Below are 13859 nucleotides of genomic sequence, written 5' to 3' on the forward strand. Positions count from 1 at the left end.
TCCAACCGTGACCATGGACCACACGCATCGCTTGACCCGCTTTATTCTTTGATCGAACCGATCATCACGCCTTTGGCAAAATATTTCTGAATGAACGGATACACGAGTATGATCGGCGCCACGACGATCACAATGGTCGCCATTTTCAGCGAGTTGCCCGTCACCTGAATTTTGTCGAGCATGTCGTATTGCTTCGTTCCGGCCGCTTGCTCCAGCGTTTTGCGAAGCGCATCCGCCCGGGTGAGCATTTCCTGCAGCAGCGTCGATAGCGGTCTCAGCTTGCTGTCCCGAACGTAGAACGCGCCCGTAAACCAATCGTTCCAATGCCCAACGGCGTTAAACAGCGCAATCACGGCAATAACCGGCTTGCTGAGCGGCATGATGATGCGCATGAAGATCGAAAAATCGTTATACCCGTCAATCCGGGCCGACTCTTCGAGACTTCCGCTGATTTGCTGGAAGAACGTCCTCATGATGATGATGTTCCACGCGCTGTACAACCCCGGCACGATATACACCCAAATCGTATTCGTCAGATGCAAATCCTTGAGCAGCAAATAATACGGAATAATCCCCCCGCTGAACAGCATCGTGAAGAAGATGAGCATCGTAAACATTCGGACGCCCGGCATCGTTTTGCTTTTTAACGCATACGCTGCCATCGCGGTCAAGAATACGCTAGCCACCGTACCGACGATCGTGCGGAACAATGATATGCCGAAGGCGCTCACGATATTCGAGGAGGAGAACACTTCCTTGTAATTTTCAAGCGACCAGTCTCTCGGCCAGAAATAAATGCCACCACGCTCCGCATCTTTGCCGGAATTGAAGGACAACGCCAAAATATTCAAAAACGGAAGAATGATCGACAGGCATAACACGATGATCGATACATAGATGACGATTTTGATCACTTTTTCTCCTGCGGAACTTTTGTAAAATTCATTGCTCACGTCATTGCCTCCTTACATTCACCCTGATAAGAGAGGCCGGTTTCATCGAAACCCGACGAAACCGGCCGGCAATAGCTCAAATGTGAATTACAACGCTACTTTCGTTTTTGGATCGGAGTCTTTTTGCTCAAGCAAATCTTCGTATTCTTCCAAGCCGGAACCCTTCAATTGCTCATACGCGGAATCGAGGATTTTCTTGGCCTCATCCGAATTTTTCGCGTAGTACGCGCGAATGATGCTTTCGTCCCAGTTGTCGAGCGCCGCTTTTAACTCTGCGCCTTTGTCGAATTCGCCGAAGAACGCGCTTGGTGAATAGTTATCCGAAACTTCCGCAGATTTCCGCTTCTCGTCCCAGCCCCAGTATTCGGCGATTTTTTGCGGTCCTACGTTCGATTCCGGGTGTACGGATTCGGCATATTCGCTCTCTCCGAAATCCGCGATCCGGTCGATGTCGGTGTTGCCGAGAATTTCGCCCCAGTAGTTGCCTACGCCCGCGAATCCAAGCGCTTTTGCCGCTTTCGGATCTGTTTCTTTCAAGTCGAGCACTTCTTTCTTCACGACCGGGTTGCCTTTGGCATCCAGCGTGTAGTCTCTTCCTTCAATGCCGTATTGCCACAGCAGCTTCCCTTCGCGGCTTGCCAGGAAGTCGGCCAGCTTCACGATGTCTTCCGGATTTTTTGTCGTCGACGGAATCGCCCAAGCGCCGCCTGCCGTTTTGTAATCCAGCTTCATTTGGTAAGGCTTACCGCCTTCGTTCAGCGGGCCCATCGGCAAATAATGCATGTCTTTATTGAAATCCAGGTAGTTGTGCATATCGGCCACAATCGCAAACGAACCGTTCAAGATACCTTCCGTCGCGCGGTTTTCGTCCATCGTGTAAAATTCCGGGTTCATCAGCTTTTCGCCGAGCAGCTTCTGGACGTATTCCACCCGCTTCATCGGGATGTCCGTTTGGCTCTCATGCACAATCTTGCCTTCACTGTTCCGTTGGAACGCTTGGTTGATGCTTAAAGTCAAATCGCTGTACAGCGCCTTAACTTCTTTGCCGCCCCAATATCTCGGCCCGATGACGGAAACTTCTTTACCGTTGTTGTCTTTGAAATGGCCGGCCTCAATTTTTTTGGCCACCTCGTACATTTGCTCGGACGTCGTGATCGTTCTCGGATCGATGTTCAGCGCATCGGCAATATCTTTGCGGATATACGGACCGCCGACCCATTTTCTCGTTTCATAACCGGTTTCTCTGGAGATGTTCATGTGCATGAAGTAGGCGGCACCGTTAAATTCAGGACGGAACATAACGCCGTTTTGCGTATCCAGCGGCAGGTAGCCGTCTTGCAAATATTTGCTGTACACTTTCGTATCCTTCATGAAAGGAGCCAGGTCGGTGAACATGCCTTCACGCGCCGCTTTCAGCACGACCGGCATTTCCGGACGACCGCTATGGTTCAAATAAAAAGCGATGAAGTCCGGCAGGTCGCCTGAAGCTAGCCCGGCAATGAGTCCGTCAATCGAATGCTCGGCAGGCATAATATTGAATTCGAAATCGATACCCGTCTTATCCTTGATTTGCTTCACGATTTCCGGGTTCATCTCTTCGGTATAATCGTCTGCACCCATAAAAATCAAGCCTTTGATCTTCCGGTCGGCAATCCAAGTTGCCGGTTTCCCGGAATTATCGCTGCCGTTCTCCTGCTGTGTCTGTTCTTTGCCTGTGTCGGCCGGCTTCTCTTCTTTCGGGGAGCAGCCTGCGAATACCATCGACGCGATCAGCGGAATGGCCAGCATTTTTGCCCAAATCTTGTTTTTAAGCATGTGTTAATCTCCCTCTTTGTCTATATTGTTTATATGGAAAAACGCAGACGCGTTTCTCTCCCGGAATAAGGTTGAATCTGGTACCGTTACCAGAGCGACGAGTCGGACAATTTGCGCGCCAAACGATTGGCGATAATAACAAGAATCAAACCGACTAGGCCTTGCATCATGCCGACCGCTGTCGCATAGCCGTATTGGCCCTGCTGCAAGCCGACGCGGATCACGTACGTATCCAGAATATCCGCCAGCTCGGAATTACCCGGCATCCGGAGAAGGTACAGTTGATCGAACCCCGCTGACAGGATGCTGCCGAGCGACAGAATGAACACGATCATGATCGTCGGCCGAATCGACGGAAGCGTAATATGCCATACTTCGTTCCATTTGCTTGCGCCATCGATTTTTGCCGCTTCATACATGTCCTGATTGATGCCGGCGATCGCCGCCAAATAGATGATGGAATCCCATCCAATGGTTTTCCAGATATGGCTGCTGAACATGATCGAGTAAAAATATTTCGCCTCGTTCATAAAAAACGTGCTGCCGTCCCCGCCGAAATAAGAGATCGCTTCATTCAACAAGCCCGTGTCCGGCGCTAAAACCCGCTGCACGATCCCAACGATGATGACCCAAGACATGAAATGCGGCAAATACGAGATGCTCTGGGCGATATTCTTGAACCACCGGTTTTTGATTTCATTGAACATAAGCGCAAGCAGGATCGGAAAAGGCAATCCGAGAAAAAGCTTCATGCAGCTAATGATTAACGTATTTTTAATCAAGGTCAGGCTGCGGAAGTCTTTGAAAAAGTTTTCAAAATAGGTGAACCCGACCCAAGGGCTGCCGAGAATGCCTTCGTTAAACTTGAACTCCTTGAATGCGAGCAGCAATCCGCCCATCGGAATATACGAGAAAATGACGAACGATACGATACAAGGCAGAAGCATCAAGTACAAATAGCGGTGCAGCAATATTTTGGACCACCAGTATGCCCATCCTCGTTTGTTGCGAAGCCCCGTCGTTACGGATGGAACTTGTGTTGCCAATAAAACCTCTCCCTTCTTTCAACCCCTGCGATCACTGAATATTCCATGGTGAGCTCTGATCCTGTATGGTACCGATACCAGATGCGGCAAAAAATAAAATCATCTACATGTCATTCATCACGCGATTCGTCGCCACAAATGTTGGAAGTTTTTGATTCGTTACTATTGTTGTGGTATTTATATTGTAGTTTTCGTTTGTTATCGGGGTGTTATCGGAATAATAAGGAATCGTGAAGGCGGTGTGGTTTGTTGAGGAGAAAACTGCGCTGAGAGAGGAAGCGCAGACATAAGAAAGAAGATCATCCTCCATTCGGTCAAAGTAGCCCGTATGAAGGTGATCTCTTCTGAAGTCTTGAAACGATTAATGTACACGGACAAAAATGCTTCCGGGCAATCCGATCGGCCTGAATCTCGTCATCACGGCTTTCCTTTGGCAAGGTAAGCATCCATAATGTCCCGCGGCACCATGCTCCCGCCCGTCGCCCAGACGATATGCGTGCCGTTGCCCAGTTTGCTGTCGAGGCCATTCGCCTTTAGGTAGGATTTCCCGTCGTCCGAATGCATGACCCAATGCGGCCCCGGCATTCCGGCCAATGCGGAAGGCTCCAGTTCGATCCGTTCCGCTTCGCTCAGCGTGTACAGCAAGGAATACAACGTGCTGTCTTGCACGGTAAGCAGTCCGCTAATGAGCGGCTCGATCGTTTTCCCGACAAACCGGGAAGGCCTGCTCACCGCAAGTCCATCCGCGTCCGTTCGGTTGTCGATGCCAAAATCATACACCGAAACTTGATCGTGAAGCCCGGTCATCAGGCCGAGCAGCATGCAGGGGGAATGGGTCGGCTCGGCGAAAAACGCGTGCACATTGTCCTTGTACAGCAGCTTCAGGCCAAAAGCGACGCCTCCCGGGCCGCCGCCTACGCCGCACGGCAAATACACGAACAGCGGGTGCCGCTCATCCACCGGAATGTTCAGCTGCTCCAGCTGCGCTTTTAACCGTGATGCCGCTACCGCATACCCTAAGAACAAATGCTTCGAATTTTCATCGTCGATAAAATAGCAATTCGGGTCCGCATCCGCCTGCTTGCGTCCTTCTTCCACCGCCTTGCCGTAATCGGAGGCATATTCGACGACCGTCACGCCCCTGCTGCGCAGCAGCTCTTTTTTCCATGCCTTGGCGTCCGCCGACATATGAACCGTAACCGAAAACCCTAATTTGGCGCTCATGATGCCGATGCTCATGCCGAGGTTGCCGGTTGATCCGACCGCGATCGAATACCGGGAAAACAACGAACGGAAACGGTCGGAGGCCAGAATGGAGTAATCGTCATGGACGGATAGCATGCCGTGGCTCATGGCGATCTGCTCCGCATGCACCAGCACTTCGTAAATGCCGCCGCGCGCCTTGATCGAACCGCTGACAGGCAAATGGCTGTCGCATTTCAGCAGAAGACGGCCCGGCATCGCTTGATCGTCGAACCGCCGTTCCAGTTCGCGCTGCATGTTTGGAATCGGCACAAGCGGCGACTCGATGATCCCGCCTGCCGCTTCGGTTTCCGGAAAAGCCTTGGCGATGTAGGGTGCGAACCGCTTCAGCCGTTGCTCCGCATCCGTCACGTCGGCCTCCGTCAGCGAAAGGTTTGCTTGGTTGAACGAAGTATGCCGGGGATTGATCCAAAATGTCTCCTGTGTGGAGACGATATCCTTCAGCAGCGGGTATTCCGCGATCCATTGGCTTAACGTTTTGCCTGCGACTACCTTGTTGTCGTTCATGTTGTCATTCATCGTCTGCCTGCCTCCGATTGTCGATGTGCCGCTTGCGCGGAACAACCTATTTTATCCATAAATGTGTTTGTCAGCGCTGTCGAAAATAGATGGAACTCCGGAATATACGTCTATATCAACGGCTATCCCGATCATATACTATCGAGGTTTTCCCCGTCAACGAGGGTTCCCCACCCGCGTACCGGATACCGCGAACTAAAGAAAGCTCCTACTCGGACCTTCTCCACGATTTATACTTTCTTATCGATTAGAGAAACCGTCGATTCCGGCTTGGCCCGCCAGCGAAACGATCGTTTGGTCGCCAAGGCGATCCCGGCAAACACAAGAGAAATGCCGAGAAAGTGGTACCAATAAAAATGCTCGTGCAAAAATAAAACCGACAATCCAATCGCGCTGGTCGGCATCAAAGCGGTAAATACCGCCGAGGAGCCGGCCGAAATTTTCGCCATGCCCTGGTTGAGCAAAATAATCGCGAGGACAGTGACGACGATGCCCGAATACAGAATCAACATCCATTCCGTGGCTCCAACCTTGGCGAAGTCGCTATAGGCCACATCATACAAGGAGAACGGCAGGAATAGCGCCGCCCCGTATATGCTGGTCATGGCCGCCATCGCAATCGGGCTGGCCTGCTTCGAGGCAAGCTTGCCGAACGTGACGAAAACGGCCTCCCCCACGACCGCACCCAAGATGAGCAGATTCCCCCATAACGACTGCAAGCTCCAGGACGTGTTGAACATGCCGCCAAACACATTGATCGCAAGCGCCCCGAACACCGCGCACGCAATACCCAGGCTTTGATTCCAGCGCAGCTTCTCCTTAAAAACCACGAAGGAAATCAGCCCGACGGCCGCGGGCGTCAAACTCGTAATGATACCGCCTTCCATTGCCGTCGTAAAGGTCAAGCCGTACAGCATAAAGATGCTGAACAAAAACACGCCGAAAAACGATTGAGCAAAAAAAACGAGCCGGTCTTTCTTCTGAACCGTCGGAAACCGCCTTTCCCGGAGCAAAACGATCGCGGTCAGAACGATCGCGCCGATCAGCAGCCTGAGCTCGGAAGCCAGGAAAACCGGAAACACGCCGGCAAGAGCTTTGTTGACGACGACAAAGCTGCCGATCAGAATCATGGATGTCGCGACTTTGATGTAAGGAATCGCAGCTTTCATAGCAAGTCTATGCCTTCTTCACGAATTCGGATTTTAATTGCATCGCGCCGATGCCGTCGATTTTGCAATCGATGTCATGATCGCCCTCGACCAATCGAATATTTTTCACCTTTGTGCCGATTTTGACGACGAGCGAGCTTCCTTTCACTTTCAGGTCCTTGATGACCGTGACGGAATCGCCGTCGTTCAAGACGTTCCCATTGGCATCTTTGACAACCCTTTGTTCTTCGCTGCTTTCCGATGCCGATTCCAGCGACCATTCATGAGCGCATTCCGGGCATACCAGCAAACTCCCGTCTTCATACGTATATGCAGAATTACATTTTGGGCAATTTGGCAAATTAGACATGATATGATTTCCCCCGTTAGTATGAATTGTGTGCCTATAGATCATATATCTTAAGGGGTAATCCTGCAACTGATTTCAGTCCGCAGAGATGCCCTCTACCCGAGCCTTGGAGCGGATTTCCAGATCTCGAGAAGCTTGCTCGGCAGCTTGAAGCCGGTCCATCGCTTGTTGTTGTCCGGTACCGGAAGATAACGCGGCGCATTCTCGAAAAGCGAAATGCTTGCAGCCCAAGCATCGGTTGAGATCAAGATGACCTAGCGCATACGTGATAGCATCGCCGGTATGATCGAAGAAGCGCTCTTCCCCGATCTTCAGGTCCAACCCGGTTTTCTTCAAATAGGCTTTCGGCTGAGGTTGAATGCCCGATATCAGTATGCTGCAGCCGGCATCGTTCAAATGCTTCACGATCTGGGCAAGGTTCGCTTCACCGGTCGCGTCGATGAAAGGAACTTTCCCCATACGAAGCAGCAGTATTCTCGGAGGCACCCGCAGTGTTTCCATGATGGATCTCTCGAACGAATGGGCCGCACCGAAGAATAGAGGCCCTTCAATTGTATAAATGCCGACTTGGGGACAGTCGTGGCCTTCCTTCACCATATAAGGCTTTACTTTCTCGTTCTTCATGGACGGATCGGGCAAAACCTTCGTAACCGCCAGGCTATCCCGCATTCGTTTCACAAATAGGATAACGGCAAGGAGCAGCCCTACCTCAACGGCTGTCGTCAAATTCGTCAACACCGTAAGCAGGAACGTGATGACCAGAATGACCGAATCGCTCGTTTTCGTTCGGAGCACGTGGGCAAAATGTCTCCGCTCGCTCATGTTCCAAGCGACCATCATAAGTATAGGCGCCATGCTGGCTAACGGAATGGCCGAAGCGAGCGGCGCAAACAAGACCAAGACGAGCAAAACGACGAGTGCGTGCACCATGCCCGAAACCGGAGAGGCGGCGCCGTTCTTAATGTTCGTCGCCGTGCGCGCAATTGCGCCGGTGGCGGGAATTCCGCCGAACAGGGGGGCGGCTATGTTGGCAATCCCTTGCCCGATCAGCTCGCGGTTGCTGTCGTGCCTGCCGCCTGACATGCCGTCGGCGACGACGGCTGACAGCAGCGATTCGATTCCGCCGAGCATCGCGATAACAAAAGCGGACGGCAAAAGCTGGTTGATCGTTTCAAGCGAAAGATGCGGGAAGGCGAAGGCGGGAAGCGTATCCGGAATCGCGCCGTAGGTCGAACCGATGGTGGCTACTTTCCCGCTGAAAAACAGCGTCGCGACGAGCGTCGAAACGATAAGCCCGACTAACGATGCCGGGAGCTTCGGGAACATTTTCGGAACAACGATCAAGACGATGAGGCCGATCACCGCGGTGATGACGCTGTACACATTCAGCGTAGTTAGGTGAGTTATGATTTCCCGCATATTGGAGATAAAGTCTTCATGACGCTTGATATGCTCAAGTCCCAAGAAATTCGCGATTTGGCCGGAGAAAATGATGACCGCGATCCCGGACGTAAACCCGATCGTCACCGGCCGCGGAATGAATTGAATGAGCATACCGAGCTTGAATATCCCCATCAGAACAAGAATAATCCCCGCGAGCATGCCTGCGAGGAGCAATTTGTCATAGCCGTATTGCAAAACAATCGCCAACAAAATCGGCACGAACGCTCCGGTCGGACCGCCGATTTGAAACTTGGACCCGCCAAGCATGGAGATGAGGAACCCTGCGATGATGGTGGTATAGATTCCGAATTGAGGCTTCACGCCGGATGCGATGGCAAAAGACATCGCGAGCGGAATGGCAACGACGCCAACAATCAGCCCCGCAACAAGGTCTCTGCGCAACGCTTGGAGGTTGTATCCTTCAAATCTCCCCGACCATTTCATATAAACCCTTCTTTTTTCATATATTTGATTATTTGAATATAAGGGAAATATACACCCGCCCGTCGTCCGCTGTCAATCAACGAATCCTTGCTCAATTCGTTCAAATTACGCCCCCAAATAAATAAAAACAAGGGTTCTTGTTTGAATTCAAGATTTCCCTTGTTATTTGGCCGTTGTTATTCATTTCTCATCGTTTCCAATAGCGAGATGGCATCTACGAGATGATTGTCGAAGATGCGCCGGGCGACCTCGAGTAGATCTTTGATCAGCGGGTCCCTCAGCGAATAAATGACCGACGTCCCCTCCTTGATCCCGCTCACGACGTTCTTATTGCGGAGCACCGCAAGCTGCTGCGACACGGCCGAACCTTCGCTTCCCAAGATGGCTTGAAGCTCGTTGACGTTTTTGTCCCCCTCGGACAACACCTCAAGTATCCGAATCCGCATCGGATGGGCCAGCGCCTTGAAAAATTCCGCCTTGAACTGCTGAATTTCACGATTCATGGAACGATTCCCCTTACCTTCGAACATTTGCATATATCAAATAGAATACCACATCTAACAAGCCCTTTGTAAGAAAAGCTTCTATTCAAAGCCACTGCGTTATCTTCGGAAAACTTATAATTCTATTCTGGTAAAAAAAGCGATAGCAGGTATAATGTTTTTATATTCAAATAATCAAATATATGAACGTTAATAAAAAGAGGCTTATGAGCAGGAAAGGTGGACATCATGTCTGTGAATCCCCAACCCCCGGCGAATCCGCAGGATTTATCGGTCATAGAAGATTATACGGCCAAACAAAAAGTCATCGAGGCCGGCCTTGCCTTTCTCCATGGGATAGGGGCGGATCATATATGTCAAGTTTGTATTCCTAGCGGCGGTTCCTGTTGCTTGGGCTGTCAATCGTTGAAACACGGCGTCGGTTGTCAAGAACGGAATACGAGCTGCACGGCTTGGCTATGCGGGTTTCTGAAGTATATTTATTACGAAGCCGGCCTGCTCGGGGAATGGGAACGCTTCTGGGAGCAAATCCCGGGACGGTCATACAGGGAAGACTATACCCCCGACTATATTCCAGTCAGCCAATGGCTGGAATCACCCGATCTCCGCTTTGTATCCGAAGCATTCGCGGAGGATTTGAAAGAGCTGAAGCCGCTGCGTGATCCGTTCTGGCTGCCGGAGCTGAAAGAGAAACTGGACCGGTATGTCGATCGTCTTGGGGACTATTCCGATTCGGAAATCCGAAGAACGGTCGAGAAGAAACTGAAATCGCTCACGAAGGATTTCCGCCGTTTTCGAGCGGCGATTGAGCAGCTGTAGAGACCAGGCCAGGCATGCAACCCAACAAGGGACTGCCGTGCGGCAGTCCCTTGTTTCCGTTTACGCCGGAACGATCGCTCCCGCTTCCAATTTGAACACCTTGTCGGCGTATTCCAGAACGGCCTCGCGATGAGCTATAACGAGCACGGTATGCTGACCGGCTAGGCGGCGGATCGTTTGCATGATTTTCGCCTCGCTCTCGCCGTCCAATGCGGAAGTCAGCTCATCCAGCAGCAAAATATCCGCCTTCTTGACCAGAGCTCTTGCTATGGCAATTCGCTGCCGCTGACCGCCCGAGAGGTTCCCTCCATCGTCAGAAAGAGGCGTTTGGTACTTCTCCGGCAAGCTGTCGATATAGTCGTGAATTTCGGCTGCCCGAGCCGCGGCTTCAATCTCATGGGGCGCCGCATCTTCATTGCCGATCGCAATGTTCTCGGCAATCGTCCCCCGGAAGAGCCGCGGATTCTGCGGAACATAGGCGATGCATGCCCTCCATGACGCCATATCGGCTCCCGCTTCTTTGCCGAAGATGGTTATTTTGCCGTCACTCGGGCTGTACAGCCGAAGCAGCAGCATGGCTAGCGTCGATTTTCCGCCGCCGCTCTTCCCGACTAGAGCCGTAACCTCTCCTTTGTTCAGCGTAAATGATACATCTTTTAGGATCGGTTCGTCGCTCCGGTAACCGAAAGATACATGGCTCATTTCCAAAGCTGAACGCGGGGAGGCTTCCGAACAGAGTGCATATTTATCATCCCGGGGAACTTCCTCAGGTTCATCAAGCAGCTTCAACAATCGCTCGACACCGGCTAAGGAGGACTGCATCCCCGCCAAACTCATCGGAAAGAGCGAGAATAAATCACCGGTCGCAAACTGCAGCGTAGAGACAACGACCACCGAGCCCCAGTCCGTCAGCCCTTCCTGGACCATAAACGCGCCGACGATCAATATGCCGAAGGTGGATAGTCCGTTGATGATGCCAACGAAGCCGTTCATTTGCGCTTGCCGATCGGAAAGCGCCAGCTGGCACTCGGTTTCGTGCTTTGTCGTTTTCGCGAGCTTGTTGCCCATAAGAGCACCAAGGTTATATAGCTTCACCGTGCGCATTCCTTTCAGAATGTCCAGAAATACGGTGGTCGTTTGCCCGGCATGCTGCTGCAACCGTTCGCCGATCCGCCCGAGCGGCGCGCTGTACCGGCCCGCTACCCAAGTCGAGCCCGCTCCGAGAAGCGAAGCAACGATGGCGAGTCTCCAGTCGATGACAAACAGCATGACAAGACCGGTAAATCCGATGCAGAAATTTTCAAGCGTTTTGTATAATTGCCCGTCATAGATCTGCTCCAAGCAATCGAGGTCGTTCGACAAATGAGAGAGCGCCTCCCCCTTCGAATGCTCATCGTAATAACGATACGGCAGCTTCAAAAGATGCGCCGACAGCCTGCTGCGAATCCGGAACATCGCCTGTTTGCTCGCCCAAGCCGCGGCATAGGTCGCAATCGGCGATGCGATCCAAAACAACAACGTCGAAACGATCATCCAGAATAACACGCGATCAAAAAGCGAACCGTCGGCAAATTCAATCGCATTGATAACCCGTTTGTTCATGATAGGCCCAATCACGACACCTACTACGCTTGAAGCCAGACACATGCCGAGGAAACTTAAATAAACGGACTTTCTCTTGCTCATAAGCTCCAGGCTGCGGCGCAAGACCCCTAGTTTATAAGTGCGGCTCAGAGAGCCGCGCAGGGAACGCTGCTTACGCGGCTTGTTCATACGGCCACCTCCTCGGTTCCTTCCGGCGCGTTCGCCGCGAGGATCGTTCTCATAAAGTCGGCGTTCGACTGCAGTTCATCCCAAGTGCCATCCCCGGCAATCGTTCCGTCCTGCATGAACAAAATCCGGTCCGCAAGCCGAATCGTAGAGACGCGGTGCGCCGCAACGAATACGGTTCGGGTTGCCGCTATCTCGCACAGCAGGTTGTGCAGCCGCTCCTCGGAAGCTCCGTCGAGAGCTGAAGTCGGTTCGTCCAGCAGCCAGATCGGAGCATTTTTCAAATAAGCTCTTGCCAGACCTAACTTCTGCGCTTGGCCTCCCGACATCGCGGATCCGCCGTCGCCAATGAGGGTATCCAGACCTTGTTCCTTCTGAATCGCAAACTCGTAAACTCCCGCTTCCTTGGCCGCAGCAACGAGCTCGTCGTCCTCCGCATCTTCTTTGCCTACACGAAGATTATCGAGGATGGAAGCGGAGAACAGATGAATGTCCTGCGGCACAACGGAAAACCAGCCGCTAAGGCTGCTTTGGCTCAGATGCGACGTATCCTGCCCGTTCATCCGAATGCTTCCTTGATCCGGACGATACAATCCGGACAGCAGCGATAATAGCGTTGTTTTGCCGCTTCCGCTTCCTCCGACAATCGCCGTCATGCCCGGTCCTTGCACTGTAAAAGAGACGCCTTGGAGCACGGCAGCCGCTGGGTGGAACGCAAACGCCAAATTCTCGACGGCGATCGAGGGATGGCCGCGATCAGGTTCCGAAGCCGGCGGTTCAGTTTTATCCTCTACCACCGGTAGGTTTAGCACGTTATGGATTCTTTGCAAAGATGCTGCGGACCGATTGAGGTTATTCAGCATAAAAGGCAGCATCACCGTCGGAGGAATAATGTAGCTGAGCAGCTGCGTCATGGCGATGAACTCCCCCAACCCGAGCCGTCCTTCTACAGCCAATAAGCCGCCAACGATCATAAAAACAAGGTTCGGCGTATTGGCAACGGAAAGGCAAGCGGGCTGGAGCAGCGCATCCCAAAATTTAATCCGTTTGTCGGTTTCGTATAACCGTTCGAACGTAACATCCAGCTTCGCCGTCATGCGGCGTTCCATGGCAAACGACTTGATGACGGGAAGCGAGGCCAGCGCCTGCTCTACGGCCGTCAGCGCCTCCCCTTTCTGTTCGGAGGAAATCGGATAGAGGGCGTTCATGCGGCGGTTGATTCGGCCCGCGAGGAACATCCCCATCGGCGTGTAAGCGAAAGTAACCAGTCCGAGCCACGGATGAAGCATCAGAAGATATCCGAATGCACAACCGGCGGTCAACATCTGCGTGACAAGGGAGAACATATCGCTAGATAAAAAAGAAGAAATTTGTATGCAATCGCTATTCATGATGGAAATCGCATCGCCTGACGATGTAGCCTGAACGGTCCGGTAATCGGCGTTCATCAATTTCGCCGCTACATCGCGCTTAATGTCACGCCCCGTGTAAGCTCCGAGCCTTCCGGAAGCCATGCCGGACAAGCCTCCGAACAGAGCGGATGCCGCCACAACCAGCACGAACAATAAAGCCGTACTTGGCGTTAAATCGCCGCCCACCGCCTGGGTTACGAGTTGTTGGGTGAAAGAAGTGAGCACAAGAGCCGCTGATGCGGATGCGACGGACAACAGCAGGCAAGAAACGAGCCATTTTTTATGAGGGGCGGTTATCTTGTAAAGGGGCACAAGGGCAGAAAAAGGCCGTGAGTCTCGAAATTTGGGCATAGA

At 52.2% G+C, this 13859-nt stretch carries 11 protein-coding genes; 1 reads left to right on the top strand and 10 read right to left on the bottom strand.

The window, feature by feature from the left end; genetic code table 11:
* Positions 1 to 41: 41 nt before the first annotated feature.
* The 8 genes from AC0LWM_RS19825 to AC0LWM_RS19860 all read right to left on the bottom strand — a co-directional run bounded on the left by AC0LWM_RS19825 (position 42) and on the right by AC0LWM_RS19860 (position 9504).
* On the bottom strand, positions 42 to 953 hold the full coding sequence (locus tag AC0LWM_RS19825) for a carbohydrate ABC transporter permease (RefSeq protein ID WP_474676726.1): 912 nt from the start codon (positions 951 to 953) through the stop codon (positions 42 to 44).
* Positions 954 to 1040: 87 nt separating this feature from the next.
* On the bottom strand, positions 1041 to 2768 hold the full coding sequence (locus AC0LWM_RS19830; RefSeq protein WP_474676727.1) for an extracellular solute-binding protein: 1728 nt from the start codon (positions 2766 to 2768) through the stop codon (positions 1041 to 1043).
* A gap of 86 nt (positions 2769 to 2854) precedes the next feature.
* Positions 2855 to 3814, bottom strand: a complete 960-nt coding sequence (locus AC0LWM_RS19835) for an ABC transporter permease (protein ID WP_474676728.1) — start codon at positions 3812 to 3814, stop codon at positions 2855 to 2857.
* Positions 3815 to 4231: 417 nt separating this feature from the next.
* Positions 4232 to 5584 (bottom strand): D-serine ammonia-lyase, encoded by a 1353-nt coding sequence (gene dsdA, locus AC0LWM_RS19840; RefSeq protein ID WP_474676830.1) that lies wholly within the window; start codon positions 5582 to 5584, stop codon positions 4232 to 4234.
* A 242-nt stretch (positions 5585 to 5826) separates the two neighbouring features.
* A complete protein-coding gene (locus tag AC0LWM_RS19845) occupies positions 5827 to 6765 on the bottom strand; it encodes a DMT family transporter (protein WP_474676729.1) in 939 nt (312 codons plus the stop codon).
* A 7-nt stretch (positions 6766 to 6772) separates the two neighbouring features.
* Positions 6773 to 7114: a zinc ribbon domain-containing protein YjdM gene (locus tag AC0LWM_RS19850; protein ID WP_474676730.1), complete on the bottom strand. Its 342-nt coding sequence runs from the start codon at positions 7112 to 7114 to the stop codon at positions 6773 to 6775.
* A 75-nt stretch (positions 7115 to 7189) separates the two neighbouring features.
* Positions 7190 to 9001: a SulP family inorganic anion transporter gene (locus AC0LWM_RS19855; RefSeq protein ID WP_474676731.1), complete on the bottom strand. Its 1812-nt coding sequence runs from the start codon at positions 8999 to 9001 to the stop codon at positions 7190 to 7192.
* A 176-nt stretch (positions 9002 to 9177) separates the two neighbouring features.
* Positions 9178 to 9504: an ArsR/SmtB family transcription factor gene (locus tag AC0LWM_RS19860; RefSeq protein WP_474676732.1), complete on the bottom strand. Its 327-nt coding sequence runs from the start codon at positions 9502 to 9504 to the stop codon at positions 9178 to 9180.
* 228 nt (positions 9505 to 9732) lie between these two features.
* Here AC0LWM_RS19860 and AC0LWM_RS19865 point away from each other — a divergent pair, with 228 nt between their 5' ends.
* A complete protein-coding gene (locus tag AC0LWM_RS19865; RefSeq protein WP_474676733.1) occupies positions 9733 to 10323 on the top strand; it encodes a hypothetical protein in 591 nt (196 codons plus the stop codon).
* 60 nt (positions 10324 to 10383) lie between these two features.
* Here the strand turns inward: AC0LWM_RS19865 and AC0LWM_RS19870 are convergent, their stop codons facing one another.
* Positions 10384 to 12096 (bottom strand): ABC transporter ATP-binding protein, encoded by a 1713-nt coding sequence (locus AC0LWM_RS19870; RefSeq protein WP_474676734.1) that lies wholly within the window; start codon positions 12094 to 12096, stop codon positions 10384 to 10386.
* Positions 12093 to 13856 carry an ABC transporter ATP-binding protein gene (locus AC0LWM_RS19875; RefSeq protein ID WP_474676735.1) on the bottom strand — a complete coding sequence of 588 codons (1764 nt, stop codon included), beginning with the start codon at positions 13854 to 13856 and terminating at the stop codon, positions 12093 to 12095. Before AC0LWM_RS19875 ends, AC0LWM_RS19870 begins: the two co-directional genes overlap by 4 nt.
* Positions 13857 to 13859 lie beyond the last annotated feature (3 nt).

Source organism: Paenibacillus sp. sgz302148, from assembly GCF_056120465.1.

What these genes read in the sequence shown, in the direction of transcription:
- AC0LWM_RS19830 (WP_474676727.1), bottom strand. Translation starts at nt 2,768, where the DNA reads ATGCTTAAAAACAAGATTTGGGCAAAAATGCTGGCCATTCCGCTGATC.
- dsdA (WP_474676830.1), bottom strand. Translation starts at nt 5,584, where the DNA reads ATGAACGACAACAAGGTAGTCGCAGGCAAAACGTTAAGCCAATGGATC.
- AC0LWM_RS19845 (WP_474676729.1), bottom strand. Translation starts at nt 6,765, where the DNA reads ATGAAAGCTGCGATTCCTTACATCAAAGTCGCGACATCCATGATTCTG.
- AC0LWM_RS19850 (WP_474676730.1), bottom strand. Translation starts at nt 7,114, where the DNA reads ATGTCTAATTTGCCAAATTGCCCAAAATGTAATTCTGCATATACGTAT.
- AC0LWM_RS19855 (WP_474676731.1), bottom strand. Translation starts at nt 9,001, where the DNA reads ATGAAATGGTCGGGGAGATTTGAAGGATACAACCTCCAAGCGTTGCGC.
- AC0LWM_RS19860 (WP_474676732.1), bottom strand. Translation starts at nt 9,504, where the DNA reads ATGAATCGTGAAATTCAGCAGTTCAAGGCGGAATTTTTCAAGGCGCTG.
- AC0LWM_RS19865 (WP_474676733.1), top strand. Translation starts at nt 9,733, where the DNA reads ATGTCTGTGAATCCCCAACCCCCGGCGAATCCGCAGGATTTATCGGTC.
- AC0LWM_RS19870 (WP_474676734.1), bottom strand. Translation starts at nt 12,096, where the DNA reads ATGAACAAGCCGCGTAAGCAGCGTTCCCTGCGCGGCTCTCTGAGCCGC.
- AC0LWM_RS19875 (WP_474676735.1), bottom strand. Translation starts at nt 13,856, where the DNA reads ATGCCCAAATTTCGAGACTCACGGCCTTTTTCTGCCCTTGTGCCCCTT.